This window comes from Niveibacterium sp. COAC-50, assembly GCF_013184235.1.
Taxonomy (GTDB): Bacteria; Pseudomonadota; Gammaproteobacteria; order Burkholderiales; family Rhodocyclaceae; genus Niveibacterium; species Niveibacterium microcysteis.
In genome coordinates this window covers 21,245-46,840 of sequence record NZ_JABCJM010000004.1, presented here as the reverse complement: position 1 = coordinate 46,840, position 25,596 = coordinate 21,245, and the positions used below count along the sequence as shown (strand labels likewise).

At 65.1% G+C, this 25,596-nt stretch carries 21 protein-coding genes; 15 read left to right on the top strand and 6 right to left on the bottom strand.

What is annotated here, in order from left to right:
- Positions 1-48 precede the first annotated feature (48 nt).
- Both nadA and HH302_RS15735 read right to left on the bottom strand, forming a co-directional pair.
- On the bottom strand, positions 49-1,152 hold the full coding sequence (gene nadA / locus HH302_RS15740; protein ID WP_172203201.1) for a quinolinate synthase NadA: 1,104 nt from the start codon (positions 1,150-1,152) through the stop codon (positions 49-51).
- Positions 1,153-1,226: 74 nt separating this feature from the next.
- Entirely contained in the window at positions 1,227-1,679 is a 453-nt protein-coding gene (locus HH302_RS15735) for a rhodanese-like domain-containing protein (protein ID WP_172203200.1), read from the bottom strand.
- Between the two features lie 371 nt (positions 1,680-2,050).
- Here HH302_RS15735 and glnA point away from each other — a divergent pair, with 371 nt between their 5' ends.
- The 11 genes from glnA (at position 2,051) to HH302_RS15680 (ending at position 13,497) form a co-directional block, all read left to right on the top strand.
- Positions 2,051-3,460, top strand: coding sequence for a type I glutamate--ammonia ligase (glnA, locus tag HH302_RS15730; RefSeq protein WP_172203199.1), 1,410 nt, complete (start codon positions 2,051-2,053; stop codon positions 3,458-3,460).
- A gap of 154 nt (positions 3,461-3,614) precedes the next feature.
- Entirely contained in the window at positions 3,615-4,091 is a 477-nt protein-coding gene (locus tag HH302_RS15725) for a DUF4124 domain-containing protein (protein WP_172203198.1), read from the top strand.
- 146 nt (positions 4,092-4,237) lie between these two features.
- Positions 4,238-5,326, top strand: coding sequence for a nitrogen regulation protein NR(II) (gene glnL, locus HH302_RS15720; RefSeq protein ID WP_172203197.1), 1,089 nt, complete (start codon positions 4,238-4,240; stop codon positions 5,324-5,326).
- A gap of 62 nt (positions 5,327-5,388) precedes the next feature.
- A complete protein-coding gene (ntrC, locus tag HH302_RS15715) occupies positions 5,389-6,783 on the top strand; it encodes a nitrogen regulation protein NR(I) (protein WP_172203196.1) in 1,395 nt (464 codons plus the stop codon).
- 132 nt (positions 6,784-6,915) lie between these two features.
- Complete coding sequence (locus HH302_RS15710) at positions 6,916-7,707, top strand: biotin--[acetyl-CoA-carboxylase] ligase (protein WP_172203195.1); 792 nt, start codon at positions 6,916-6,918, stop codon at positions 7,705-7,707.
- Positions 7,707-8,417, top strand: coding sequence for a type III pantothenate kinase (locus tag HH302_RS15705; RefSeq protein ID WP_172203194.1), 711 nt, complete (start codon positions 7,707-7,709; stop codon positions 8,415-8,417). The genes HH302_RS15710 and HH302_RS15705 overlap by 1 nt, the downstream gene beginning before the upstream one ends.
- 70 nt (positions 8,418-8,487) lie before the next feature.
- Positions 8,488-9,513 carry an SPFH domain-containing protein gene (locus tag HH302_RS15700; protein ID WP_172203193.1) on the top strand — a complete coding sequence of 342 codons (1,026 nt, stop codon included), beginning with the start codon at positions 8,488-8,490 and terminating at the stop codon, positions 9,511-9,513.
- A gap of 66 nt (positions 9,514-9,579) precedes the next feature.
- Entirely contained in the window at positions 9,580-11,499 is a 1,920-nt protein-coding gene (locus HH302_RS15695) for a DUF4178 domain-containing protein (RefSeq protein ID WP_172203192.1), read from the top strand.
- Entirely contained in the window at positions 11,499-11,639 is a 141-nt protein-coding gene (locus HH302_RS15690) for a hypothetical protein (RefSeq protein WP_172203191.1), read from the top strand. The genes HH302_RS15695 and HH302_RS15690 overlap by 1 nt, the downstream gene beginning before the upstream one ends.
- Positions 11,640-11,654: 15 nt before the next feature.
- Positions 11,655-11,873, top strand: coding sequence for a DUF350 domain-containing protein (locus HH302_RS15685; RefSeq protein ID WP_172203190.1), 219 nt, complete (start codon positions 11,655-11,657; stop codon positions 11,871-11,873).
- A gap of 106 nt (positions 11,874-11,979) precedes the next feature.
- Positions 11,980-13,497: a polyamine aminopropyltransferase gene (locus HH302_RS15680; RefSeq protein WP_172203189.1), complete on the top strand. Its 1,518-nt coding sequence runs from the start codon at positions 11,980-11,982 to the stop codon at positions 13,495-13,497.
- 151 nt (positions 13,498-13,648) lie between these two features.
- Here the strand turns inward: HH302_RS15680 and HH302_RS15675 are convergent, their stop codons facing one another.
- A complete protein-coding gene (locus HH302_RS15675; protein ID WP_172203188.1) occupies positions 13,649-14,083 on the bottom strand; it encodes a hypothetical protein in 435 nt (144 codons plus the stop codon).
- A 186-nt stretch (positions 14,084-14,269) separates the two neighbouring features.
- Here HH302_RS15675 and HH302_RS15670 point away from each other — a divergent pair, with 186 nt between their 5' ends.
- A complete protein-coding gene (locus HH302_RS15670) occupies positions 14,270-16,333 on the top strand; it encodes an ATP-dependent helicase (RefSeq protein WP_172203187.1) in 2,064 nt (687 codons plus the stop codon).
- A gap of 3 nt (positions 16,334-16,336) precedes the next feature.
- On the opposite strand, the gene HH302_RS15665 is transcribed toward HH302_RS15670, so the two are convergent.
- Positions 16,337-17,062: an SLATT domain-containing protein gene (locus HH302_RS15665; protein ID WP_172203186.1), complete on the bottom strand. Its 726-nt coding sequence runs from the start codon at positions 17,060-17,062 to the stop codon at positions 16,337-16,339.
- Positions 17,063-17,225: 163 nt separating this feature from the next.
- A complete protein-coding gene (locus HH302_RS15660) occupies positions 17,226-19,931 on the bottom strand; it encodes a sensor histidine kinase (protein ID WP_172203185.1) in 2,706 nt (901 codons plus the stop codon).
- Positions 19,932-20,612: 681 nt separating this feature from the next.
- Between HH302_RS15660 and HH302_RS15655 the strand changes: the two genes are divergently transcribed.
- From HH302_RS15655 to HH302_RS15645, 3 genes are all read left to right on the top strand, one after another.
- Positions 20,613-20,999 (top strand): hypothetical protein, encoded by a 387-nt coding sequence (locus HH302_RS15655; RefSeq protein ID WP_172203184.1) that lies wholly within the window; start codon positions 20,613-20,615, stop codon positions 20,997-20,999.
- 1,097 nt (positions 21,000-22,096) lie between these two features.
- Positions 22,097-23,488 (top strand): amino acid permease, encoded by a 1,392-nt coding sequence (locus tag HH302_RS15650; RefSeq protein ID WP_172203183.1) that lies wholly within the window; start codon positions 22,097-22,099, stop codon positions 23,486-23,488.
- A 233-nt stretch (positions 23,489-23,721) separates the two neighbouring features.
- On the top strand, positions 23,722-23,913 hold the full coding sequence (locus tag HH302_RS15645; protein ID WP_172203182.1) for a hypothetical protein: 192 nt from the start codon (positions 23,722-23,724) through the stop codon (positions 23,911-23,913).
- Between the two features lie 30 nt (positions 23,914-23,943).
- On the opposite strand, the gene HH302_RS15640 is transcribed toward HH302_RS15645, so the two are convergent.
- Positions 23,944-25,590, bottom strand: a complete 1,647-nt coding sequence (locus HH302_RS15640; RefSeq protein ID WP_172203181.1) for a sensor histidine kinase — start codon at positions 25,588-25,590, stop codon at positions 23,944-23,946.
- Positions 25,591-25,596: the final 6 nt, after the last annotated feature.

The following is a 25,596-nucleotide window of genomic DNA, read 5'->3' as shown; positions in this document are numbered from 1 at the left end:
CGCCCCGCCGCTTGCGCGCCGGGGCGTTTTGTTTGGTGTGGCGGTTTCTCAGGACACCGCAAGCATGCGATCGAGTGCCAGCTTGGCGAGCTTGGCTTCGTGGTCCGGCACGCTGATGCGGTTGACGATGTTGCCGTCAGCCAGGTTTTCAAGGGTCCAGGCCAGATGTTGCGGGTCGATGCGCTGCATCGTCGAACACATGCAGACCGTCGGCGACATGAATTCGACGATCTTGCCGTCGGCCTTCACTTCCTCGGCCAGGCGGCTGACGAGGTTCAGTTCGGTGCCCACCAGCCAGCGGGTGCCGGACGGTGCAGCCTTGATGGTCTTGATGATGTACTCGGTCGAGCCGACGTGCTCCGATTGGCGGCAGACTTCGAACGGGCTCTCCGGGTGCGAGATCACGATGCCGTCCGGGTACTTGTTGCGCCAGCGCAGGATGTGCGCCGGCTGGAACATCTGGTGCACCGAGCAATGGCCCTTCCACAGCAGCATCTTCGCGTTGCGGATCTGCTCCGGTGTCAGGCCGCCGTATTCCTGATCCGGATCCCACACGACCATCTCGTCGAGCGGAATGCCCATCGTGTGGGCCGTCCAGCGGCCAAGGTGCTGGTCCGGGAAGAAGAGGATCTTCGGGCGCTGCGCAAAGCTCCAGTCGAGAATCGTGCGTGCGTTCGACGAAGTGCAGACGATACCGCCGTGATCCCCGCAGAATGCCTTCAGGTCAGCCGCCGAGTTGATGTAGGTGACCGGCGTGATCTGCGCATCGGGCGATTCGCCCAGCACTTCGGTCAGCTCGCGCCAGCAGCGCTCCACTTTCGCCAGGTTGGCCATGTCGGCCATCGAACAGCCTGCAGCGAGGTCCGGGAGGATCGAGATCTGGTGCGGGTTGGAGAGGATGTCCGCGACTTCGGCCATGAAGTGCACACCGCAGAACACGATGTAGTCCGCGTCAGACTGGCCGGCCAGGTGCGACAGGCGTAGCGAATCGCCGGTCAGGTCGGCATGCTGATACACGTCGGCGCGCTGGTAGTGGTGCACCAGCAGCACGGCCTTCTTGCCGAGGCGCGCGCGCGCGGCGCGAATGCGCTCCTGGGCCTCTTCGTCGCGCAGGGTGTTGAAGCGGTCAAAGCTGATGGGGGCAACTTGCATGGTTGAGCTCAAGAAAGTGGCGCCGGAGCGGCGCGCAATACTGCAGACCTGAAATGTGGCGCGGCGTTCCCGCCTCAGCCTTGGATCCATGGCAGGCCGGCGTGACGCCAGCCGCCGATGTGGCCACGCTGACCGTTCGCATCGCGGTCGCCTTCAAAGCCTTCCAGAATGTTGTAGCAGGCGGTATAGCCCTGCTGTTGGGCGAGGATCGCCGCGTTGTGCGATCGCGCGCCGCTGCGGCACAGGAACAGAACAAGGGCCTCGCGATCGACCTGGTGCATGAGCTGTGCCAGGAAGTGCGGATTGCGCTCGCCGCCTGGCCAGCTGTTCCACTCGATTTCCACCGCATTGGGCACTCGACCGACCCATTCCCATTCCGCACGGGTACGCACATCCACCAGCACTGCGCCGGGCGCGTTCTGCCAGACGGTGAAGGCTTCGGCGGGCGTAAGCGCGCCGGAATAGCTGAGGCCAAGCTTTTCACCGCGGTCGCGGGCGAGGCCGAGCAGGTCGCTAAGGTGTCCCATTCAGGAAGTGCCGGAGTAGAGGTGGGGCGAAAAAAACGCCGGGCGGCGAGTATGCGCGCGCGGGCGCGCACCCGCAAGGTTTCCGCGTGCGACGCAGGCCCGCGCCAACTTGGCGCAAATGCACCAAAACAGTGCTGTTGATGGTGCGATTGCACTGCGTTGGGGCGTCCGTGCGCCCGCGAGGCGGGCCTTGCTCTGTGGCACAATACCGCGCCTTTCAAATCGAGATTTGTCCGGTTCGGGCTCGCGGCGCAGGCTGTGTCGCAAGGGTCGGTCGGGCCGCTCTTTGGCACGCTACGTGCTTTTTGAATCCGGATCGCGGTATTTGGCACCGCAGAATGTCAGTTGGCTTCCATACCTTAGGAGTGAATATGTCCCCGCAAGACGTCTTGAAGATGGTCAAGGAGAACGAAGTCAAGTTCGTCGACTTCCGTTTCACCGACACCAAGGGCAAAGAGCAACACGTCGGCGTGCCGGTTTCGGCCTTCGACGAGGAGAAGTTCGAGCACGGCCACGCTTTCGATGGCTCCTCGATCGCCGGCTGGAAGGGTATCCAGGCCTCTGACATGCTGCTGATGCCGGATCCGGCGTCTGCCTTCATCGACCCCTTCATGGACGAGACCACGCTGGTCCTGTCTTGCGATGTGCTCGATCCGACCGACATGAAGCCGTACGATCGTTGCCCGCGCGGCATCGCCAAGCGCGCTGAAGCCTTCCTGAAGGCTTCGGGTCTGGGCGACACCGCCTTCTTCGGTCCGGAACCCGAGTTCTTCATCTTCGACAGCGTCGAGTGGAACGTCGACATGTCGGGCTGCTCGGTCAAGATCAACTCGGAAGAAGGTGCCTGGGCTTCGGGCGAGAAGTTCGAAGGCGGCAACACCGGCCACCGTCCGGGCGTCAAGGGTGGTTACTTCCCGGTTCCGCCGGTCGACAGCCACAACGACATCCGTGCCGCGATGGTGCTGGCGCTGGAGCAGATCGGCATCCCGGTCGAAGTGCATCACCACGAAGTGGCGACCGCCGGCCAGAACGAAATCGGCACCAAGTTCAGCACGCTGACCAAGCGCGCTGACTGGACGCAGATGCTCAAGTACGTGGTGCACAACGTTGCCCACCAGTACGGCAAGACCGCGACCTTCATGCCGAAGCCGATCGTTGGCGACAACGGTTCGGGCATGCACGTTCACCAGTCGATCTGGAAGGACGGCAAGAACCTGTTCGCGGGCAACGGCTACGCCGGCATGTCCGAGTTCGCGCTGTACTACATCGGCGGCATCATCAAGCACGCCCGTGCGCTGAACGCGATCACCAACCCGCTGACCAACTCGTACAAGCGCCTCGTGCCGCACTACGAAGCACCGGTCAAGCTGGCCTACTCGGCGAAGAACCGTTCGGCTTCGATCCGTATCCCGTTCGTCAACAGCGACAAGGCGCGTCGTATCGAGACCCGCTTCCCGGATCCGGGCGCGAACCCGTACCTGTGCTTCGCCGCGCTGATGATGGCCGGTCTGGATGGCGTGCAGAACAAGATCCACCCGGGCGATGCAGCCGACAAGAACCTGTACGATCTGCCGCCGGAAGAAGACGCGCTGATCCCGACCGTCTGCTCCTCGCTGGATCAGGCCCTGGAAGCGCTGGACAAGGATCGCGAGTTCCTGACCCGCGGTGGCGTGTTCTCGAACGACTTCATCGATGCTTACATCGCGCTGAAGATGGAAGACGTGACGAAGATCCGCATGACCACGCACCCGGTCGAATTCGACATGTACTACAGCCTCTGATCGATTCGTCGATCCGAAGCACAGAGAGGACGGGCTTGCCCGTCCTCTTTTTTTGTCCGTCGCCAGCGTGAAAGTGCATCGAATCGTGTCGGCGCTTGGCAGCCGGCGCGTCGGCGCCTACACTCGACGACCCGTCCACCCGCGTGACGTCTGCATGTCCACGATTCGCTGTCTGGCCGCTCTTGCGGCGCTTCTCTCTTCGCTGCCGGCCCATGCCGACATCTTCAAGTGTGTCGATCCGGTGTCGGGCAAGATCACCTACACGAACACCAAGATTGGCGAGAAGGGCTGCACGCTGTTGTCGCGCGATCAGAACGTGTCGTCCGTGCCCGGTCCGTCGGCCAAAAAGCCTGCCGCGTCGGCATCACCGGCGGAGTTCCCGAAGGTTGATGCGTCAACGCAGCGCAGTCGCGATGGCGACCGACGCAAGATCCTCGAAACGGAACTGGCTACGGAAGAGCGGGCGCTCGAGTCCGCGAAGAAGGAACTTGCCGAACAGGAAGGTGCGCGCAGCGGCGCCGAGAAGAACTTCGCCAAGGTTCAGGAGCGTCTGAAGCCATTCCAGGATCAGGTCGAGTTGCATGAACGCAATGTCGAAGCGATCCGGGCGGAAATCGCCAAGCTGCGTTGATATAGTCGATCGCGCGCTCATTGCTTGCGCCGCGTGGTGCTTGGGCGTGACGCGACAATGTTGTTTCGCAGGCGTGCTTCGCTGCACGCCTTCGCGTCGGCAACGAAGAAATCCGGTTGGCGCGCTTCTTGCTCGCATTGCTCCGCATGACTCGCGCAACCCTGTCTTCTGACCCCACGCCGCCGGCGCATACCGACGCCCGGATCGCTGGGCTCGATCTGCTCGCATCGGCCGTTGTGCTGGTCGATGATGGGCGTGTCGTTCGTTACATCAACCCTGCCGCAGAAAACCTGTTTGAGGTCAGCGCACGCCAGTCGGTCGGCCGCCCGCTCACCGCGCTGCTGGGCGAGCCTCCGGGGCTGGACGCTGCACTCGACAATGCGCTGGCCAACAACTGGAGCTACACCGGGCAGAACCTCGTGCTGGCGCGCGCCGGGCACGACACCCTGCATGTGGATTGCACCGCGACGCCGGTCGACGTTTTCGGCGCGCGTCTGCTGATGGAATTCCGCCCGATCGATGCGCAACTGAAAGTCGCGCGTGAAGAGCGTTTGATCGAGCAGCAACAGGCAAACCGCGAACTCATTCGCAACCTCGCGCACGAGATCAAGAATCCGCTTGGCGGCATTCGCGGCTCGGCGCAATTGCTGGCACGCGAACTCAACGACGCGCAGCTCAAGGAATACACGGAAGTCATCATCGCCGAGGCGGATCGCCTGCAGGATCTGATGCAGCGCTTGCTCAACGCACATCGTGCGATGCAGCCTGGCCCCGTGAACATTCACGACGTACTTGAGCGCGTGCTGCGCCTTGTGCGTGCGGAGTTTCCGGGCGTCGTCGTGCGGCGCGACTATGACACCAGCCTGCCGGAGCTGACCGGCGATCGCGAACAGTTGATTCAGGTGGTCCTGAACATTGCGCGCAATGCGGCGCAGGCGATGCAGGGTGAGGGGGAGGTGGTGCTGCGCACCCGTGCGCTGCGCCAGGTCACGCTCGCGAAGAAGCGCCACAAGCTCGCGCTGGAACTGCGGGTGATCGATAGCGGCCCCGGCATTCCCGAATCGATCCGCGACCGGATCTTCTACCCCCTGGTGTCAGGCCGCGACAGCGGCAGCGGCCTCGGCCTTTCGATCGCGCAGAGCTTCGTTGAGCAGCACCAGGGCATGATCGACGTCGAGAGCCAGCCTGGCCGGACCTGTTTCACCATCGTGCTGCCGATTCGCAGTGAAGAGTGAGTGCTAAGGCGTGCGGGTCCGAGGCGGGTCCGCAGTCCTTACCCCTTACAGAAGTGCACACCATGAATCCGATCTGGATTGTTGACGACGACCGCTCCATCCGCTGGGTCCTCGAAAAGGCACTCACCCGCGAGAACATTCCCCATCGCAGCTTTGGCTCGGCCAGCGAAGCGCTCACCGAGCTTGACGCCGGCGCCGCGCCGCCGCAGGTGATGATGAGCGACATCCGCATGCCGGGCGAGTCGGGCCTCGTCTTACTGGAGAAGGTCAAGGCGCGTTATCCGAGCCTGCCGGTGATCATCATGACCGCCTATTCGGACCTCGATAGCGCAGTGTCCGCCTTCCAGGGCGGCGCCTTCGAATACCTGCCGAAACCCTTCGACGTGGATCAGGCGGTCGAGCTGGTGCGCCGCGCGATCGAAGAGAGCCGTCACCGCGGTCCGGCCGCCGAGGAAAGCACGACCGTGCCGGAAATCCTTGGCCAGGCGCCCGCGATGCAAGAGGTCTTCCGTGCCATCGGCCGCCTTTCGCAGTCGCATGCCACGGTGATGATCAACGGTGAGTCGGGGTCCGGTAAGGAGCTCGTCGCCCGCGCATTGCATCGTCATAGCCCGCGCAAGGATCAACCCTTCATCGCCATCAACACGGCAGCGATCCCGAAGGATCTGCTCGAATCCGAACTGTTCGGCCACGAGCGGGGTGCCTTTACCGGCGCCACTGCGCAACGTCGTGGTCGCTTCGAGCAAGCCGAGGGCGGCACGCTGTTCCTCGACGAAATTGGCGACATGCCGCCGGAGTTGCAGACACGGCTGCTGCGTGTGCTCTCAGACAACCACTTCTACCGGGTCGGCGGTCACCAGCCAATTCGCGCCAACGTCCGCGTGATTGCGGCGACTCACCAGAACCTTGAGCAGCGGGTTCGCGACGGCTTGTTCCGCGAGGACTTGTTCCACCGCCTCAACGTGATCCGCCTGCGCCTGCCGCCGCTGCGCGAACGCAAGGAAGACGTGCCCCTGCTGGCGCGCCACTTCCTGTCGCGCTCGGCGCATGAACTGGGGGTTGAGACCAAGCGGCTTTCGGAGCAGGCGCTCAAGTATCTGCAGACGCTGGAATTCGCCGGCAACGTGCGCCAGCTGGAGAACCTGTGCCACTGGCTCACCGTGATGGCCCCGGGCCAGACGGTGGACGTGGGCGACCTGCCGAGCGAGGTGCGCGAGCAACCTGCGCGTGTGGCCTCGGAGTCCTGGCTCGACGCTTTGTCGGTGGAGGCTGACCGCCTGCTTGCGACCAAGCCAGGCGAAGTGTTCGACATGCTTACGCGCGAGTTCGAACGCAACCTGATCCGCCGCGCGCTCAACGCAACCGGCGGGCGCCGCGTCGAGGCGGCCCAGTTGTTGGGCATTGGCCGCAACACGATCACACGCAAGATCCAGGAACTCGGCATGGACGCCGAGTAACAACACCGGCACTTCGCGCCGCGCAAGCCGTGGCGCGAAGTGCTGCAGTGTTGACGCAACACCGCCCCGCGCGGGCTGCTCTGGAACGGTGCAGCCGTTACACTGCGCGTTTTCCAAGCTGGATCACGCGCAGTGTCAGATCGCACCGATCAGGAGCTGGCCCGCCTCAAGGCGCAGCTCGGCCCCGTCGCCGCCCGTTTCGACGCCGATCTGCTCGAAACCTGCCCCTCCACAAGCAGCCTGCTTCTCGACCGCGCGGCAGCCGGTGCGCCCTCGGGCGCCGTGCTGTGGGCGCTCGAGCAGACCGCTGGTCGCGGTCGTCGTGGCCGCGCATGGGTGGCGCGACCCGAGGCCTGCCTCACTTTCTCCCTGCTGTGGCGATTTCAGCCTGGCACGCGCCTCTCCGGGCTCAGCCTTGCCGCCGGCCTGGCCGTTGCACAGGCCCTCGAAGGCCTTGGTGCGCGCGACATTGCACTGAAGTGGCCGAACGATATCTGGCTTGACGGACGCAAGTTGGGTGGCATCCTGATTGAGCTGCACCAAAGCGGTGCGCGCACGGCGGCGGTGATCGGAATCGGCCTCAATCTGGCGCCTCCGGCGCCCGGCGATGTGCTGGATCAGCCGGTCGCCGGGCTTTCCGAGTCGAGCGCCGTGTCGACCGATCCGGTGGTTGTGCTGGCTGCCGTGCTGGCGTCGCTGGCCACCACGCTCGACCTGTTTGAGCGCCAGGGGTTCGCGGTCCTGCGCGATGCCTGGCAGGCGCGCCATGCGTTGCAGGATCAGCCGGTGCGCTTGGTCGACGACAGCGGCGAGGCGGAAGGCCTGTGCCGCGGCGTTGATGCAGAGGGCGCCTTGATGCTGGAGCGCGATGGCCTGCTGGTGCGCGTGCTGGGCGGCGATGTGTCGCTGCGGAGGCGCGGCTGATGTACCTGCTGATCGATGCTGGCAATACCCGCGTCAAATGGGGTTTTCACGATGGCAGCCGTTGGCTGTGCCGTGAGGATGTTGCCCATGACGCACTGGCGACCTGCGATTTCATGCGTTTCGGTGTGCCCGAGCGGGTGCTGATCGCGCATGTGGCCTCCGATGCGATCCGTTCGCTGATCCTGGAACAGCTGGGCGATACCGCTGGGCGCGCCGAATGGCTTGCTGCGAGTCTGTCGCGCTGCGGTGTGACCAACCGTTATGCGGAGCCGACGCGGCTCGGGCCGGATCGCTGGGCAGCCGCAATCGGTGCCTGGCATCGGGTGCGCGGCGCGTGCGTGGTGGTGAGCGCCGGTACCGCGACGACGGTGGATGCGATCGACGCTGGCGGCAACTTCCTCGGTGGGCTGATCCTGCCGGGGCATGGCTTGATGCTGCGCGCGCTGGCCGGTGGCACGGCGGCGCTGCCGCTCGCCGAGGGCGATTGCGTGGCGTTTCCGAAGAACACGCACGACGCGATCGAAACCGGTATCCGCTATGCGCAGTCGGGCGCGGTGGAGCGTTTTCGCCAGGAGATGCCGGCCCACACGCCGGTAGTGTTGTCCGGCGGATCTGCTGCAGCGCTGGCGCCGCTGATCGCGCCGCCGCGTATCGACTTCCCGAATCTGGTGCTCGAAGGCTTGCTCTGCGTGGCGCGCGACACGGCCTGAACGGCCGGGATCTGGTTCGCAAGCCCGCGGCGCAGTAGCATCCCCGCTCTACCCTCAGGAGATCCCAGCCATGGCTCTGATGGATTTCATCAAGAAACAGTTCATCGACGTCATCCACTGGACGGAAGACGACGACAGCGTACTGGTGTCGCGCTATCCGATGCAGGACATGGAGATCCAGTACGGCGCCCAGCTCACGGTGCGCGAGTCGCAAGCCGCGTTGTTCGTGAACGAAGGCCGCGTCGCGGATCTCTTCGCGCCGGGCCTCTACACGCTCAAGACGCAGACGCTGCCGATCCTGACGAACCTGCAGAACTGGGACAAGCTGTTCCAGTCGCCGTTCAAGAGCGACGTCTACTTCTTCAGCACGCGGCTCAAGCTCGATCGCAAGTGGGGCACGCCGCAGCCGGTGACGATTCGCGACAAGGATTTCGGCATCGTTCGCCTGCGTGCCTTTGGCCTTTATGGCTATCGCATCGTCGATCCGAAGCTGTTCCACACCGAAGTCAGCGGCACCCGCGAGCACTACACGGTGGACGACCTCGACGGCCAACTGCGCGGCACGATGGTGTCGTGCATGAGCGAGCTCTTCGGCGAATCCGGCGTGGCGTTCCTCGACATGGCGGCCAACCTGTCGGAGTTCGGCGCGCAACTCAAGGCGCGCATGGAGCCGGCCTTCGCGAAGTTCGGCCTGGCGCTCGACAACTTCGTGGTCGAGAGCGTGTCGCTGCCGGAAGAGCTGCAGAAGGTGCTCGACCAGCGCATCGGCATGAACATGGTGGGTGACCTCAACAAGTTCACCCAGTACCAGACCGCCAACGCGATCCCGATTGCCGCGGGCAATGAAGGCGGTATTGCTGGCGCGGGTGCGGGCCTTGGTGCTGGCATCGCGATGGGGCAGGCAATGGCGGGCGCCTTCACGCAAGCTACGCAGGCCGCGGCGCCGGCCGCTGCACCCGCGGCCGCGGCACCGGCGCAGTCCGCGGAGGATGTCGTGGCCTTGCTGGAAAAGCTCCATGGCCTGATGGAGAAGGGCATCCTTACCGCCGAAGAGTTTGCGGCGAAGAAGGCCGAACTGCTCGGCAAGCTCTCCTGAGCGCCGTGTGACGTGGATGCTTGCCGTGCATGCACGCGCTGCCGGCAAGCTCGCTGACCTGCACGCATGCCCGTCAACGTAATTTGCCCCTCCTGCGGCGCCGCTGTGCGCTTCCAGTCCGCCGCCTCGGCGCTGGCGGTGTGCGCGTACTGCCGTGCGACGCTCGCACGCGATGGCGACACGCTTAAGAATCTTGGCCGCATGGCCGAGCTGTTGCCGGACGACAGCCCGGTCCAGATCGGCACGCAGGGGCGTTGGGGCGGTACCGGCTTCGGCGTGGTGGGCCGGCTGCAGTTGCGCTACGACGCCGGCTTCTGGAACGAATGGCACATCCTGTTCGACGACGGCAAGTTCGGCTGGATGTCGGAATCAGGCGGGCAGTGGACGGTCACACTGCCGCATCCTTCGCGACCGGAATTCCCGCCGTTTGAGGCGATCCGCCCTGGCGCGCGGGTGCAGATCGCCGGCAAGGTATTCGAGGTCAGCAACAAGGAGGAGGCTGTCTGCCTTTCCGGCGAGGGCGAGCTGCCCTTCGTTGTCGGGGCCGGCTACATCGCGCCGGTGATCGATCTGCGCGGGCCGGATGATGCGTTTGCGACGATCGACTATTCGTCCGATCCGGCCACCGTGTATGTTGGCGCCTCGGTGGACCGCGCTGCACTCAAGCTCGCGAATACGCGCGACCGCGCCAGCGAGGCGCTGGTGGCGACGCCGGCACGGAAGGCTGAAGCGATTGCCTGCCCGTCCTGCGGTGCGCCGTGGTCGCTGCATGATCAGGGCGTGCTGGCGGTGGCGTGCACCAGTTGCGGCGCCTTGTCGGATGTGGATGGCAAGGTCGCCAAGGTGCGCGACGCTGCGCGTTCCAGCTCGCGCGTGGTGCCGCCGCTCGCGCTGGGCAGCAAGGGCAAGCTCGACGGCGTCGAGTGGGAAGCCATCGGCTTCATGCGCAAAGGCGTGCCGCATGAGGTCGGCACCTGGGACGAGTACCTGCTGTACGACGGCAAGGGTGGATTCGCCTGGCTCGTATCAGAGCGTGGTCACTGGAACTTCGTGCGCCAGATCGACAAGCTGCCGGTGCAAAACGTCGGCGGTGATCGACCGGAATACACGCTTGGTGGCTCGCGCTACCGCCACTTTGCCGATTACCGCGCCGAGGTGATTTCGGTGCTGGGTGAGTTCACCTGGCGGGTGCGTCTGGGTGACAAGGTGCAGGTGCGCGACTTCATTGCACCGCCCAACGTACTGTCCTGCGAGCAGACCGACAACGAATGGACCTGGTCCGCCGGCCGCTACCTGTCGCCAGACGAAGTCACTGCGGCGTTTGCGCTCAAGCGCCCGTTGATGCGCGCCTCGGGTGTGAATGCCTGTCAGCCCAACCCGCATGCTGCGACGCGCTGGCCGGTGCTGGGCTTGTTCCTGGTGTTCGCGCTGGTGGCGTGGATTGTGCACGGCGTGTTCACGGGCGGGTCGTCGGCGGTGTTTCATCAGACGAGACTCGAACTGCAGCCGGGCCAGGAAACCTCGCTGACCTCAGAGCCCTTCCGGATTCCGTCGGACCAACGGCGTGTCGAGGTGGATCACTTCGCGCCGGTGTCGAACACCTGGGCGGGGGTAGAGGTCGAGTTGGTGAATCGTGGCTCGGGCGAGCACTTCGCTGCGGCCAACGAGATCTCGTACTACTCTGGCTACGATTCGGACGGGTCGTGGTCCGAGGGTGGGCAGAGCGGTAGCGCGGTGTTCTATCAAGTGCCGGCGGGTGAATACCACCTCGTGGTGCGTGGCGAGTTGCCGGCCGATGCGTCGCAGTTGTTGACCGATCAGGTCACGCTGCGGGTGGCGCCGCCGCCGTTCTCCAACCTCGCCAGTTGCTGGTTGCTGCTGCTGTGTTTTCCCTTGTTTGCCTTCGTGCGTAGCTACAGTTTCGAGGTGGCGCGCTGGAGCGAGAGTGACCATCCGATGACCAGCAGCTCGGAGGACGACGACTGATGATCAAGCTCTTCTCGGTCACCGCACTGCTCGCAATTTCGCTGCTCGGCTGGATGGATTCGCGCGGCTATGGCCTGTTCGACGAGCGCGGTACCTCTTCGAGCGCCCGCTCCAGCGGCGGGCGCCTCTATCACAAGTAAGCAGGAGCCCCAATCATGGAACTGTTCTTCAACGCGCGGCCGCTGCTCGGCTCCATCGTCTATTCGATCCTCGGCGTGGTGGTGTTCTGGGTGTCCTTCATCATCGTCGACAAGATCACGCCCTACGACCTGTGGCGCGAGATCGTGAAGGAGCGCAACCTGCCGCTTGCGATCATCGTCGCCGCGATGTGCCTTGGCATTGCGATCATCGTGGCCGCGGCGATTCACGGTTAGTCGCGAGCACCGCCTCGCTTCCGCCGCCTCGCGCGGCGGAAGTGCCACACCACGTCATAGACCCCCTTGGCGGGCGCCAGCTTGATTGGCTGCGTCGCGCATTCAGATGAGCTCACTTCGCACACAGCGCCACGCGCTGCTCGTTTCCGTCTTCATCGTCGCGTCCTGCGGATTGGCCTACGAGTTGGTCGCCGGGGCGCTGTCCTCCTACCTGCTGGGCGATTCGGTGACGCAGTTCTCCACCGTCATCGGCACCTATCTGTTCGCGATGGGCGTGGGTTCCTGGCTGTCGAAGTACGTCGAGCGCAATCTGGTTCTGCGCTTCATCCAGCTCGAACTGCTGGTGGGGCTCGTCGGTGGTTTCACGCCCGCAGCGTTGTTCGGCATCTTCGCGCTGGAGGCAGCACCCTTTCGCGTGATGCTCTACTGCGCGGTGCTGGCGGTCGGCGTGCTGGTGGGGCTGGAGATTCCGCTGGTGATGCGCATCCTGCGGCGCGAGCTGTCCTTACGCGATCTGGTATCTCAGGTGCTGACGGTGGACTACCTGGGCGCGCTCGCGGTGTCGATCGCGTTTCCGCTGTTGCTCGCACCGCACCTCGGGCTGGTACGCACTGGACTCCTGTTCGGTCTGCTCAACGCGGCGGTCGCGCTGTGGGCCGTAGCGGTCTTCCGCGCGCAGTTGCCGCAGGCACGCTTGGTCGTGGTGCAGTGCGCGGTGACGCTGGCGGTGATCGCGGCTGGCTTCGGCTTCGCCGGGCGCTTTACCGGCTGGGCCGAACAGCAGATGTACCAGGATCCGATCCTCTACACCCGCACCACGCCGTACCAGCGCATCGTGCTGACGCGCTGGAAGGACGATCTCCGCCTGTTTCTGAACAACAACCTGCAGTTCTCGTCGGCGGACGAGTACCGCTACCACGAGGCACTGGTGCATCCGGGCCTCGCGAGCTTGCCGTGGGCGCGCCGCGTGCTGGTGCTGGGCGGCGGCGACGGCCTTGCCGTGCGTGAGATCCTCAAGTACCCGCAGATCGAACATGTCACGCTGGTGGATCTCGACCCGGGCATGACTTCGCTGTTCCGCGATGCCCCGGCGCTTCGGGCGCTCAACGGTAACGCCTTCCATTCGCCCAAGGTGCAGGTCATCAACACCGACGCCGGGCGCTGGCTGGAGGATTCACGCGAGCGTTTCGATTTCGTCGTGGTGGATTTTCCCGACCCGTCCAACTTCGCCGTCGGCAAGCTCTACACCACAGCGTTCTACCGGCTGCTCGCGCGCCACGTGGTGCCCGAGGGGCGCGCGGTGATCCAGGCGACCAGCCCGTTCTACGCACGCAAGGCCTACTGGACGGTGGTCGCGACGCTGGAGGAGGCGGGCTTTCAGACCGCGCCCTACCATGCACTGGTGCCTTCCTTCGGTGAGTGGGGCTACATCCTCGCCGGCCGTGTGCCTTACGAGCCGCCCGCCACGCTGCCGGTGCCAACGCGTTTTCTCGACGGGGGCACGCTGGCCGCGATGTTCAACTTCTCGCGCGATATGGATCGCGTTGCGGCGGAACCGAATCACCTGAACAGCCAGAACCTCGTGCGGACGTTCGAAGACGAGTGGCGGCACGCGATCCGCTGACGAAGGTCTGAATAAGTGGCTGCGACGGCGCATCGCGGCGTTGTGGCGTGCTCGCTCCCGCGCCTATCCATTTGATATGTCTTGGTCGCTGCGCCTTGCGCTGCATCCGTCTCGCTAACCTCTTCCGACCTTCCCCAAGCGCAGGCCGGTGTCAGTGCCGGCGTTCGCCCGAGTCGCTGCCCCGTATCCACGGATCGTTCGGCAGGAAGGGGTTGCGCGGCGGTAGCGCCGCGGTGCAGCGGTCATGCAGTTTCAGCAGCGCGCGCAGTGCCGGCTCCGGGAAACCCTGGCGGCCGCAGCGGGTATCGGTGATCAGGCTGTCGAGGTAGTCCAGCGCGGTGAACGGTTCGCGCCAGATCAGCGCGAGCTGGTTCGCGACATGTGGAAACGTGTCGGCGAGCAGATTGGCGTTGGGGTCACGCGACTCGGCGAGCCAGCGTTCGGCGAGCGCACTCAAGTGGATCCGCGGGTCGCTGCTGTGGTCGTAGCCCGCTTTGCGAACGCCGGGCACGGCGTGCCGCAGATCGGCGTCGAGCGACGCACGGGCGTCGTCGTGCGTCACGTTTTCAAACGGCATGATGTGCATTGCCCCCTCCACCTTGTGTGACTGGTGGACAAAGTATGGACAACGCATGCCTACCTTGCCGGGCGATTGATGCGTCGTCGCTTCGTCGGCGCGCTGCGTTCGCGTGGCGCTGCGGCCCGCCGCGATGGGCTGGTGCGATGGTTTTGAGGGTGTATATTCATACACCTTTTGCCTTCGGGTCATCCCATGTCAGCCCTTGCCCAAGCCCCTGCCACGTTTGCCGCGCGCCTCAACCCCGAGCAGAAGGCGGCCGTCGAGTACGCCGACGCCGCGCCGCTGCTGGTAATCGCCGGCGCTGGCTCGGGCAAGACCAACACGCTGGCCCACCGCGTGGCGCACCTGGTGCTGGGGGGCGCGGACCCGGCGAGCATCCTGCTGCTCACCTTCTCGCGGCGGGCGGCAGTGGAGATGACGCGCCGCGTCGAGCGCATTCTCGGCAGCGCCAGCGATGACCCGGCGCTGGCGCGCGCAGCCCTGAGCTGGGCCGGCACGTTTCACGGCATCGGCGCGCGCCTGTTGCGCGAATACGCGGAAAGGATCGGCCTCGGGCCCGCCTTCACGATTCATGATCGTGAAGACTCCGGCGATCTGATGAATCTGGTGCGGCACGAGCAGGGCCTGTCGGCGAAGGAAAAGCGCTTCCCGACCAAGCAGACCTGCCTCGCGATCTACTCCCGCGTGGTGAATACCGGGGCTCCGCTGGCCGATGTGCTGCGCGATGCCTTCCCCTGGTGCGCGATGTGGGAAGACGATCTGAAGAAGCTGTTTGGCGCTTACGTCGCTGCCAAGCAGCGGCAGGACGTACTCGACTACGACGATCTGCTGCTCTACTGGGCGCACATGGCGGCGGAGCCAACGCTCGCCGCCGAGCTTGGCCAGCGCTTCGCGCATGTGCTGGTGGATGAGTATCAGGACACCAACCGTCTGCAGGCCTCGATCCTGCGCGCGCTCAAACCGGATGGTCGTGGCCTTACGGTGGTTGGGGACGATGCGCAGTCCATCTACGCCTTCCGCGGCGCAACGGTGCGCAACATCCTCGACTTCCCCGGCGAGTTTGCGCAGCCAGCTACGGTGGTGACGCTGGAGCGTAACTACCGCTCGACGCAGCCGATCTTGGCCGCGAGCAATGCAGTGATCGGGCTCGCGGCCGAGCGCTTCACGAAGAACCTGTGGAGCGAGCGCGGCGCAACCCAGCGCCCGCAGCTGGTCACCGTGCGCGACGAGGCGGACCAGGCGCGCTACGTGGCCGCCCAGGTGCTGGCGCGTCGCGAAGAAGGCGTGGCGTTGAAGAAGCAGGCGGTGCTGTTCCGCGCCGCGCATCACAGTGCGCCGCTGGAGATCGAACTCACGCGCCGCAACATCCCGTTCGTGAAGTTCGGCGGCCTCAAGTTCCTCGAAGCGGCGCATGTGAAGGACATGCTGGCGGTGCTGCGCTGGGCCGAGAACCCGCGCGACCGCGTCGCGGGCTTTCGCGCCGTACAACTGATGCCGGGCATCGGCCCGAAGAGCGCGGCACGCATCGTCGATCTGGTTGAGGCGGCGAACGACCCGGTGGCGGCGCTGGCGGATTTCGCGCCACCCTCGTCGGCGGGCGAGGCCTGGGCGGCACTCCCCGCGCTGTTGGGCGACCTGCGCTTGCGCGCCGCCTGGCCGGCCGATCTCGAACGTGTGCGCCGCTGGTATGCGCCGCACCTGGAGCGCAAGTATGAGGACGCTGCGATCCGCGAGGCCGATCTGCTGCAGATGGAGCGCATCGCCGCGAGCTACCCGAATCGCGAACGCTTCCTGACCGAACTGACGCTCGATCCGCCGGACGCGACCAGCGACGAATCCGGCGTACCGCTGCTCGACGAGGATTACCTGATCCTGTCGACGATCCATTCGGCGAAGGGGCAGGAGTGGGAGTCGGTCTATCTGCTCAACACGGTGGACGGCTGCATTCCGTCAGACCTAGCGACCGGCAGCAGCGCAGAGATCGAAGAGGAACGCCGCCTGCTCTACGTGGCGATGACGCGCGCGAAGGACGCGCTCCATCTGCTCACGCCACAGCGCTTCTACGTGACGCAGCAGAGCGGCGGCGGTGACCGTCATGTGTATGCCCAGCGCACCCGCTTCATCCCGCCCTCGGTGCTGGAGCACTTCGAGCAGGCCGTGTGGCCAGTGGCCGGAAGCAATGCGGCGGGGGCTGTCACGCCGCCGCCGCAAGCGGTGGTCGATATCGCCGCGAAGCTGCGCGGCATGTGGGGTTAAGGTTTAGCGGCTGATCCGCAGCGAGGGTTCGGCGTCGCCAGCCGAGACGCTGCTGGCCACCAGCGGGTCGCCGCCCATCTGCGGCAAGCCCAGCGCATGGGCAACGAACACGGCTTCGAGCGCCACGATGACGAGTGGCAGCGCGAGGCCGGAGACATTCGTGAGCTGTGCGCGTAGCGCGAGCCGCATCCGCTCGCCGCGGCCGAGGCGGTGTTCGCCCGGCATGTCCAGCAGCGCGAGGCGCTGATCGTTGCGCGATGGGGTTTCCAGGTTGCGCAGGGTGTCGGCATGGCGCAGCCGGAATTCATCGAGGATATGCGACGAAATCGCGCCGGGGCCGACGTCTTCGCACACCTTCTCGAATTCGCGCGCCAGCTCGCGCAGTCGATCGCCACACTCGAGCAGCACGCGGGCGCGCAGCGCATGGTTGGCCGAAGCGACCAGCACCACGCAAACCAGCACCGATACGCCGAGGAAGATCTGCAACAGATTCAGCACGTTGGGCGCCAGTGCAAGCCGCACGCCGGCGTTCTGCAGCAGCGGGATCAGGATCAGGCCGAGCGACAGCGCGATCAGCGTTGCCAGCCACGCGCGCCCCTGGCGCTGCAGGCGCAGCCCGGCGTGCGAGCGGCTGCGGGCGGAAGTGCGGATGGCGAGCAACTGGCGCTGCGCAGAATTCGCGCTCAGTTCGTCGGCGCCGGAAACCCAGTCTGAAAAACTCGTTTGCATGCTTGCGTCAAAGCCTCTGCCAGTAAGCACGGCGCGCAGGCGCTGTGCGGGTTCTAGGGAGCGACGGGCATTGCCGGTCGTGGGCCGGTGGGCCGCACGGCAATGCTGCGCGCATTGAACCCCAAATCGTGGGCGGCCGATAGGGCCGCGCGTCACGAAAGACTCAGCGCAGTGCCTCCGGGGGGGCGGCGCTGGTCTCCGGCGTCACGCGCGGGAATTCGAGCGTGAAGGTGGTGCCGCTGCCGGGCGTGCTGGCGACGTCGATGGTGCCCGCCAGCACCTCCTGCACGATGTTGCGCACGATGTAGAGACCCAGGCCGCTGCCGCCCGTGCCGAGGCGGGTGGTGAAGAAGGGCTCGAAGATGCGGTCCATCACGGCGGCGCTCATGCCCACGCCGTTGTCGCTCACGCTCAGCTGCAGGCGGTCGTCAGCAAGCGGCGACACGATCAGATGAATTTCGCCGCGTTCGCGGCCTTCGAAGGCGTGGGTCAGCGCGTTGAGCACCAGGTTGTCGACCACCTGCGCGATCGCGCCCGGGAAACTGTCCATCACGAGGCCTTCGGGCACACGCGCATCGAGCGTTACGCCGCGGCGCGCGAGCGTCGGGCTGAGCAGGCCGACGATGTCGCCGAGCTTGTTGTTCAGATCGAATACCAGGCGACGGTCGCTCGATTGATCGACAGCCACCTCCTTGAACTTGCGGATCGTGCCGGCCGCGCGATCGAGGCCGCGCCGCAGCAGATGCACCGCCTCGCGCACGTAGGCCGTGAAGTCGCTCAGGTCGACGCGGCGGATCTTCCCCTCGGCCACTGCTGCGTCGAATCGCTCGATTTCCTCGTTCAATGCACTCGCGGCCGTCACGCAGTTGCCGATCGGCGTATTGAGTTCATGCGCCACGCCGGCGACCAGGCTGCCGAGCGAGGCCAGGCGCTCGGCCCGCAGCAGGTCTTTCTGTGCGTGGCGCAGGCGTTCCTCCGCCTGCCTTTGGCGCGTAATGTTCCGTCCCACGCCGCGATAGCCAAGGAAGCGCCCGCGGGCGTCGTACTGCGGCGCGCCGGACAGTACCAGGTAGCGCAGCTGCAAATCGTCCGCGGTGAGCCGCAGTACTTCCTCGGAGAACACCTCGCGGCGCTGCATGGCCGCTTCGATCGCGTGGGCGTGCGTGGCTTCGTCGGCATGCAGGGGGAGCGCGGACACCACGCGGCCGAGCCAGCGCGTGGTATCGATGCCGGACGCTGCGAGATCCTTGCCCACGATCTCGCTGAAACGCAGTTCTGCATCCATCTGCCAGTAGCAGTCGGACGACAACTCGGTCAGCTCGCGGAAGCGCGCTTCCTTGTCCCGCAGCGCACGGATCAGCGGTTGAACGATGCGGCGGAGCGCCCAGCCCGCGACGAGGACAATGCCCAGCACGACGGGCAGGATCCGGTGCCACTGGTGGCGCACCGGTTCATAGAACTCGTCGGCATCCATCGTGATCAGCATCGCGAGGCCGTTGCCGGCGATGCCCATACCCATGCCCACCGGCCCGATCGGGCCATACACCAGCGTGACCGGCCGACCTTGCTCGTCCTGGCTGAAAAGCGGATCCCATGTGGGGCTGGTGTGGCCTGCCAGCGCATCCTCTACCGATGCCGTCATCTTCGCGCCGGGTGGCGGCGTGCGCAGGGACTCGCCGCTGCCCGAGAGGAAGCAGCGGATGCGCTGCGCGTTCTCGCCGCACAGGGCCATCACGCCGGTGCGGCCGAGATCGTAGGTGTCGCTGACGAGTTGTTCCCAGGCGGGCACCGACTGTTCGATCAGCAACTCGCCGACGACGCCTTCTCCAAGCAACTCAAGCTGCAGGCGCATCAGGGCGAACGGCACGCCCTGTTCCCACTTCACTTCAAGCTGAACCTTGCCGCGCGTGTCGCTCCAGATGGCGTCCGCCGATGACAGCGTGCCCCGTTCGGCGAGTACTTCGCCGCGCTTGCCGCGCGCGCTGAACGCCCGCACCACCCGGAATGGCAACTGCTCCTGAATGCGCTGGAACAGCTGACGCCGGATCTTCTCGTCCGTACTGCGTTGTGCCTGTAAGGCGAGGCGGCCGATCTCCTGATCCTTCAGCAGCGCGTTGGCGTCGTAGAACTGCCTTTCTGTGGCGAAGAAGAAGACCTGCTCGCGGTTCCGCGCCGTCATGCGTTGCTGCTGGTAGAGCGAGCGCTCGATCTGGGTCTCCAGCGCCACCAGCGTGACCAATGTGGTTACGAACGCCACCGCGATGAGAAAACCAACGCCGATGCGCGCCACGCGAACGTCCTCGCTGCGCGCGGCGGGGCGATGCGCACGGCAGTGGGCGAACAGCCGCAAGCCGAGCAGCAGCAACCCAATTGATACGGCCGGCGGCGGCGAAGCAAGGGCTACCAGGCCGTAGATCAGGGGCAGCGACAGCGATGTCCAGATCAGCGCGGCGAGCGCCGTCGCGCAGATCGCCCAAGCCAGCGCCTCGGCGATGCCGCGTGTGATGCGGTCGGCGCGCAGGCTCAGCCCGATATAGCCGGCCGCCCAGATCAGGATCAGGGCGCCGAAGGCCGCCGGCGTATCGGCCGGCCACAGCGCGGCAACGCCGCCCGCTTCATGCGCGCGAACCCCGCCCAGCAGCGGCAGGCCGACCAGCACGGCGATCAGCCCGATCAGGGCGAGCACCGGTTGCCGCCGCTCGCCGCCGCCTCGCAGCGTAAGGGTGACAAGCAGCGCAATGCCGCCCGCAACGGGATGCAGCCACTGTTCGCTGGCAGGTGGTCGAGCTACGGCGCCGCTGGTGCTCAAGAGCGCCGCCGCGCCGTAAGCGACCAGCAGCAGCGCGGTCGGCACACGGGATTTCTTCATTGTCCGTTCTAGTTCTGTCGTCGCTGCGGTGCGAAGCCTCGTGTGGGCGTGGGGCGGCGAAGTGCCGCCCCCGGCGGTTCCGACGTTCGATGCCTATGTGACGGCCAGCGGGGCGCCGACTTGAGCGCTACACACGAATTTCACAATTTCTCGGCGTTGCTGCGTTTGCCCGAACGCGCACACTAAAAGAGCAGGGCTTTTCAGGCCGATGCTTGCGTTGCAAGGCTCGCCGAGCACCTTGGGCATCCAGTGCTTCAGAACCGATCGCTGCACGGCTTGGCGGGGCGCGCGGAGGTTGCCTGCGTCTGCGACCCCGGCGATCGGTCGATGTGGCTCCGATCGTCGGTTCGGGCAATGCGTTGGTATGCCAAGTCGCCATTCGCCCCAGACCTTTGACGCGTTCATCACCACCAAGCTCGGGCGGGGCAGCAGCCACGTCGGCCTGCACATTTTGCACAACGTCGTGAGCTCGGTGTTGGGGGGGCGACATCGTCGCCAAATCGGTCGAGGGGGGCGGTCCCACCTTCCGCGTCGGCTTGCCCCTCACCGCCACCAGCCTGCTCGCGCCGCCGTCTTAAGGACTCTGCTGCGCTGGCCGGACAGGCTATTGGCCGCCAAGGTAAAGCGGCGTGCGCGGAGCGCTGCGAAGATCGCGTCATTCTGTTTGGTTCAGGAGCCTGCATGAGCACCAACTCAACGCTGACCGCCAGCGCAATCCATCAAACCGTTCTCAATGAATTTCGCAGCCGCGGCCGGATGCTGCGTGATCGCTATTCAGGCGCGCCCTTGACGTCAGAGGACGTAACCCGCGCCATCGCAGAGGTCGAGCATCAAATCCGCGAAGCGGGTGTTAACTGCCGACGCCGCCTTGCTCGCCGGCTACGTGCGCTCGAGGGGCGGTCGCTTGCTGTTGGCGAGCAGGTCGAGCTGGTCGAGGCGCTCAAGTTCGCGGCCGCACGTGCCCGCAGTAACGCTAACTACGAGTTGTCCATGGCGGCCGGGCTAAGCCGCCCGAACACGGTGCGGACGGCGGCACGCAGCAGGCTATCGCCAGCAAGGGCGACATAGCCGCTGCCATCTGGCAGCGCTTGGCGTGCGTCTCGGCGTGTCCTCCGCCGCCAGTTTTGTCTGTGTTATTTCAGTCCGAAAGCTGGTTTCCAACCAATTCAATGCGTTATTGGTGGTGCCGCGCCGGCGATGGCTCGCCGGAGGACTCGCGTGATGGTGGTGGAGTGCCAACCCGGAAACGGCATTGACGTAGCGCGGCACATCAATGCCGCCGGTAAGCGGCACTTCCAACCATCGGATCTGCGCTTTGGCGTGCGCCTGAATGAGCGCCTCGATGTCGTCAGCGTGTGCGGCCCGGGTCGCGCAATCGGAATCGCCCTCGAATATGAACTCCCCGCCATTCGGATGCCAGCGCGCTCGGGATCCGTACACCCAGCGAGCCCATGTCTCGGTCTCATCAAAGGTCTGATGCGCTAGGTCTTGAAGCATGAGGAATCGCGCGCGGACGCGCGGGGCCCTGTTGAGTGCAAACGCTAACAGCGAGGCGCGTCAGTTTGGATCCTTGACGCTCGCGCGGATCTTGGCGGGCATTGACACGTATAAAGTCTCTACGTTGGCAACGTACTGTTGCTGGCTTTGACGACGATGGCCGTCGCGTCCTCTTTAGATACATCGGTGGCAACTTGATTGGGATTCAGTAACCAATTCCTGCTGGCCGCCTGCCGCGTGCTGATAGTCGGCGTAAAGCCGCTTCTAGGCGTCGTTAATGGGGATATGCAGGCGCTCCTTCTGCGCTGCGGCGACGCGTTGTGCGTGCGTGCCTTCGAGCCCCGCTTCGACGGACGTTCTTGCTCGCGGTCTGTCGGTTTCGGTAAGGCAGGCCAATATCCGACAGACTGGCGCGGGTCGTTTATTTAGTGCAGACGGACTAGTTCATCGGACTTCAATAGCGCGCCCCGGAGGCGCGAAGGACGTTTGCGCCTCCGACGCTGGAAAAGAGACCCACGGTTTGCCGTGGGTTTTTTATGTCAGCAAGCAGCGCGGGGCGATGGCCGTGGCGCCGTTTTACGCAGCGAGCACGGCGTGGATCAAACGCCAAAGCGGTGTTGTGTGAGATATGAGAACGTTGCACTTTCTCCATCACGACCAGAAAACGAATGGATCACCACCCGCTCCATGAAGGCGAGCTCAAGCGTGGCTTGAAGAATCGCCACATCCAGCTTATCGCGCTCGGCGGCGCGATCGGCACCGGCCTCTTTCTTGGGTCTGCCGGCGTCATGAAATCCGCCGGCCCGTCGATGCTGCTGGGCTATGCCATCGGCGGCTTCATTGCCTTCCTGATCATGCGCCAGCTTGGCGAGATGATCGTTGAGGAGCCCGTTGCCGGCTCCTTCAGCCACTTTGCATACAAATACTGGGGCGATCTGCCGGGCTTCATGTCGGGCTGGAACTACTGGGTGCTGTACATCCTGGTCGGCATGTCCGAGCTGACGGCTGTGGGTAAGTACGTGCAGTACTGGTGGCCCTGGATTCCGATGTGGGCCACCGCGGCCGCGTTCTTCGTGATCATCAACCTGGTTAACCTCGCCAGCGTGAAGGCCTACGGTGAGACCGAGTTCTGGTTCGCGCTCATCAAGGTGGTGGCGGTGATCGGCATGATCGTGCTGGGGGCCTATCTGCTGCTCTCTGGCCATGCGGGCCCGGATGCCACGGTTCGCAACCTGTGGGAGCGCGGTGGCTTCTTCCCGAACGGCTGGTCCGGATTGGCGATCATGCTGCCGATCATCATGTTCTCGTTCGGCGGGCTGGAACTCGTCGGCATCACGGCTGCGGAAGCGAGCGACCCGGGCAAGACGATCCCGAAGGCGATCAATCAGGTGATCTATCGCATCCTGATCTTCTACATCGGCGCGCTGGCGGTACTGCTGTCGCTGACACCCTGGGATACGCTGGTCGCGACCCTGGCCCAACACGCCGAGGCGGGTGACGAGTATGGCGGCAGCCCGTTCGTGATGGTGTTCTCGATGCTGGGCAGCGATGTGGCCGCCAACATCCTCAACTTCGTCGTACTGACCGCCGCGCTGTCTGTGTACAACAGCTGCGTGTACTGCAACAGCCGCATGCTCTACGGCTTGGCGGACCAGGGCAATGCGCCGCGCGCACTGATGAAGGTGGATGATCGAGGCGTGCCGATGCTCGCGATCGGGCTGTCGGCGCTGGTGACAGGCCTGTGCGTGGTGGTGAACTACGTGATTCCGGCCAAAGCGCTGGAGATGCTGATGGCGCTGGTGGTTGCCGCGCTGGTCATCAATTGGGCGATGATCTCGCTGGCGCATTTGAAGTTCCGCGCAGCCAAACTGAGCGAGGGCGTAACACCCGCCTTCAAGGCGCTCTGGCATCCATTCGGCAACTACCTCTGCCTTGCCTTCATGGTGGCGATCCTCGTCGGGATGTACATGATCCCGCCGCTGCGTGCGTCGGTGCTGGCGATCCCGTGCTGGCTCGCGCTGCTCTGGGCCTGCTACCACGTCAAGATGCGGCGCCGCTGACGCGGCGGGCGAATCGAAAGGGGCGCTGAGGCGCCCCTTTTTTCCTCCTGGTGAACCCTCGTCGTTTCCCCTGCTTGACCCACATTGGGGCGCCCGGCAGCCCAAACCCGGGCCGCGTGTGTGCGGATGCACCGGAGCGGGGCCAGTTGATTACCGTCAGAGGTTGGATGCACCGCGAGGCATAGGCTTGCACCATCTTCTACCGTGGGCATATGCCCTCAAGGCGGTCCATCATGCCGTTCGGCGCTGCAGCTTTCTTCTATCGTGAGATGGTTCATCGGGTCGATGAACGCTCGCCCTCCGATCACGCGCTCTCGCAGCCTGCGCTGCACCATGGCGTACCGGAACGAGACCGCGGTCGCGATGACGAACTGATTGCCGCTGTCGAGCGTGATCGAGCAGAGGCTGCCACCGGCCTAGCCTGATAGCAGCATCGGCAAGGCCGGATGCGCCGCTTACTCCGGCGTAGTGCGCGGTAATTCGATGGTGAGCGTCGTGCCGTGACCGGGCTCGCTCGTCACGGCCACGTCGCCATCCAGCACGCCGGTGACGATGTTGTAGACCGCGTGCAGCCCGAGCCCGCTGCCGCCCTGCCCGAGGGCGGTGGTGAAGAAGGGGTCGAAGATCCGCTCCAGGTTCTCGCCGGAGATGCCCACCCCGTCGTCGCGGATGCGGATCGTCATCCGCACGGCATCGGCGTCGGCGGTGATCACGATGTTGCCGCCTTCGCGGGCCGCAAAGGCATGCTGATAGCAGTTGGCGAGGCAGTTGAGCAGCATCCGCTCCCATAGCGCCGGATAGCTATCCACTTCGATCGGGCCGGCGACGCGAACCTCTGTTTGAACGTCCTGGCGCTCGGCGCGGATCCGCGCCAACACTGCGCAGTCGCGCAGCAACTCGGCGACATCGAAGCGGCGGCGCTCGCCTTCCCGGCGGTCAGCTGCGGTATCGCGGAAGCGCACGACCAGCGCGGCGGCGCGCTCAAGGTTGCCGACCAGTTGCCGCGCACTCTCTTCAGTGGCTTCAAGGTAGTCGCTGAGCTCGGATCGACGGATACCGCTGTCAAGCGCATGCCGCATCTGCCCGGTGCGGTCTTCCAGGGCCGAGGCCAGCACCTTGGCGTTGCCGATCGGGGTGTTCAGCTCGTGCGCGACACCGACCACCACCTTGCCGAGGCCGGCGAGCTTTTCGGTACGTACCAGGCGTTGCCGAGTGTGGTTGAGGGTTTCGATCGTCTCGGAGAGTTCGGCATTCCGCTCGGCCAGTTCCTGGGTGCGGCTGGCGACGCGTTGCTCAAGTGTCTCGTTGAGTTCGCGCACCTCGCGCTGCGAACGCTCGAGTGCATCGATGCGTTCATCAATGGCGCCGGCCATCGTATTGAACGATGCAGCAAGCTGCGCGTACTCGTCGCGCCCGCGCTCATTCACATGGCGGCTGTAATCCCCGCCGGCAATCGCCTGCGCTGCGCGCACAAGGCGGCTGAGCCGGCGTGACAGCCGGAAGCCGGTCAGCCCGAAAAAGGCGGCGGCGAGTACGAAGCTCAAGGTCAGGATCAGTAGGCCGTCGCGCAACAATCCGTTCACGAGTTGCTTGAAGCCACCAACCCCGAGGCCGTACTGCAGGGTGCCCACTTCGTTGGCGGCGAGCAGGATCGGCTGACGCACATGCATCACGCCTTCTTGAACCGCGCGCTCGATGTCGGCGGTTGCTGCGGGCAAGGGGGCGCGTGGCACATGTCCGGCACTGACGATCGCTTCGCCCTTGGGGCCGATTACGACGAGATAGGTCAGGCCGGATTCACTATCGGATTCGGCCAGCAGTTCGCGCAGGTAATCCTGCAGCAACTCAAGCCGCCCCTCTCCGGCGTAGGGGGCGATCGTCAAGTTGATCAGGCGCGACATCTGTGCTGTTTGCTGGCGCAGGTCGCGGTCAAGCGCGGCGCGAATCAGCCGGCTCGAGTTGAACCCCAGCGCGAGCGCGAACACCAGCAGGATTGCGAGGCTGGCCAGTGTCAGGCGGATGCCGGACGACCGCCACCATCGGACCTTGGAGAGATCCGATGGCGCTGGTTTCGCGATGTCAGGCGTGGGCGTGGTGCCCATGAACAT

Excerpts from the sequence above, each read along its gene's own strand:
- nadA (WP_172203201.1), bottom strand. The coding sequence starts at position 1,152 with ATGCAAGTTGCCCCCATCAGCTTTGACCGCTTCAACACCCTGCGCGAC.
- HH302_RS15735 (WP_172203200.1), bottom strand. The coding sequence starts at position 1,679 with ATGGGACACCTTAGCGACCTGCTCGGCCTCGCCCGCGACCGCGGTGAA.
- glnA (WP_172203199.1), top strand. The coding sequence starts at position 2,051 with ATGTCCCCGCAAGACGTCTTGAAGATGGTCAAGGAGAACGAAGTCAAG.
- HH302_RS15725 (WP_172203198.1), top strand. The coding sequence starts at position 3,615 with ATGTCCACGATTCGCTGTCTGGCCGCTCTTGCGGCGCTTCTCTCTTCG.
- glnL (WP_172203197.1), top strand. The coding sequence starts at position 4,238 with ATGACTCGCGCAACCCTGTCTTCTGACCCCACGCCGCCGGCGCATACC.
- ntrC (WP_172203196.1), top strand. The coding sequence starts at position 5,389 with ATGAATCCGATCTGGATTGTTGACGACGACCGCTCCATCCGCTGGGTC.
- HH302_RS15705 (WP_172203194.1), top strand. The coding sequence starts at position 7,707 with ATGTACCTGCTGATCGATGCTGGCAATACCCGCGTCAAATGGGGTTTT.
- HH302_RS15700 (WP_172203193.1), top strand. The coding sequence starts at position 8,488 with ATGGCTCTGATGGATTTCATCAAGAAACAGTTCATCGACGTCATCCAC.
- HH302_RS15695 (WP_172203192.1), top strand. The coding sequence starts at position 9,580 with ATGCCCGTCAACGTAATTTGCCCCTCCTGCGGCGCCGCTGTGCGCTTC.
- HH302_RS15690 (WP_172203191.1), top strand. The coding sequence starts at position 11,499 with ATGATCAAGCTCTTCTCGGTCACCGCACTGCTCGCAATTTCGCTGCTC.
- HH302_RS15685 (WP_172203190.1), top strand. The coding sequence starts at position 11,655 with ATGGAACTGTTCTTCAACGCGCGGCCGCTGCTCGGCTCCATCGTCTAT.
- HH302_RS15680 (WP_172203189.1), top strand. The coding sequence starts at position 11,980 with ATGAGCTCACTTCGCACACAGCGCCACGCGCTGCTCGTTTCCGTCTTC.
- HH302_RS15675 (WP_172203188.1), bottom strand. The coding sequence starts at position 14,083 with ATGCACATCATGCCGTTTGAAAACGTGACGCACGACGACGCCCGTGCG.
- HH302_RS15670 (WP_172203187.1), top strand. The coding sequence starts at position 14,270 with ATGTCAGCCCTTGCCCAAGCCCCTGCCACGTTTGCCGCGCGCCTCAAC.
- HH302_RS15665 (WP_172203186.1), bottom strand. The coding sequence starts at position 17,062 with ATGCAAACGAGTTTTTCAGACTGGGTTTCCGGCGCCGACGAACTGAGC.
- HH302_RS15660 (WP_172203185.1), bottom strand. The coding sequence starts at position 19,931 with ATGAAGAAATCCCGTGTGCCGACCGCGCTGCTGCTGGTCGCTTACGGC.
- HH302_RS15655 (WP_172203184.1), top strand. The coding sequence starts at position 20,613 with ATGAGCACCAACTCAACGCTGACCGCCAGCGCAATCCATCAAACCGTT.
- HH302_RS15650 (WP_172203183.1), top strand. The coding sequence starts at position 22,097 with ATGGATCACCACCCGCTCCATGAAGGCGAGCTCAAGCGTGGCTTGAAG.
- HH302_RS15645 (WP_172203182.1), top strand. The coding sequence starts at position 23,722 with ATGCCGTTCGGCGCTGCAGCTTTCTTCTATCGTGAGATGGTTCATCGG.
- HH302_RS15640 (WP_172203181.1), bottom strand. The coding sequence starts at position 25,590 with ATGGGCACCACGCCCACGCCTGACATCGCGAAACCAGCGCCATCGGAT.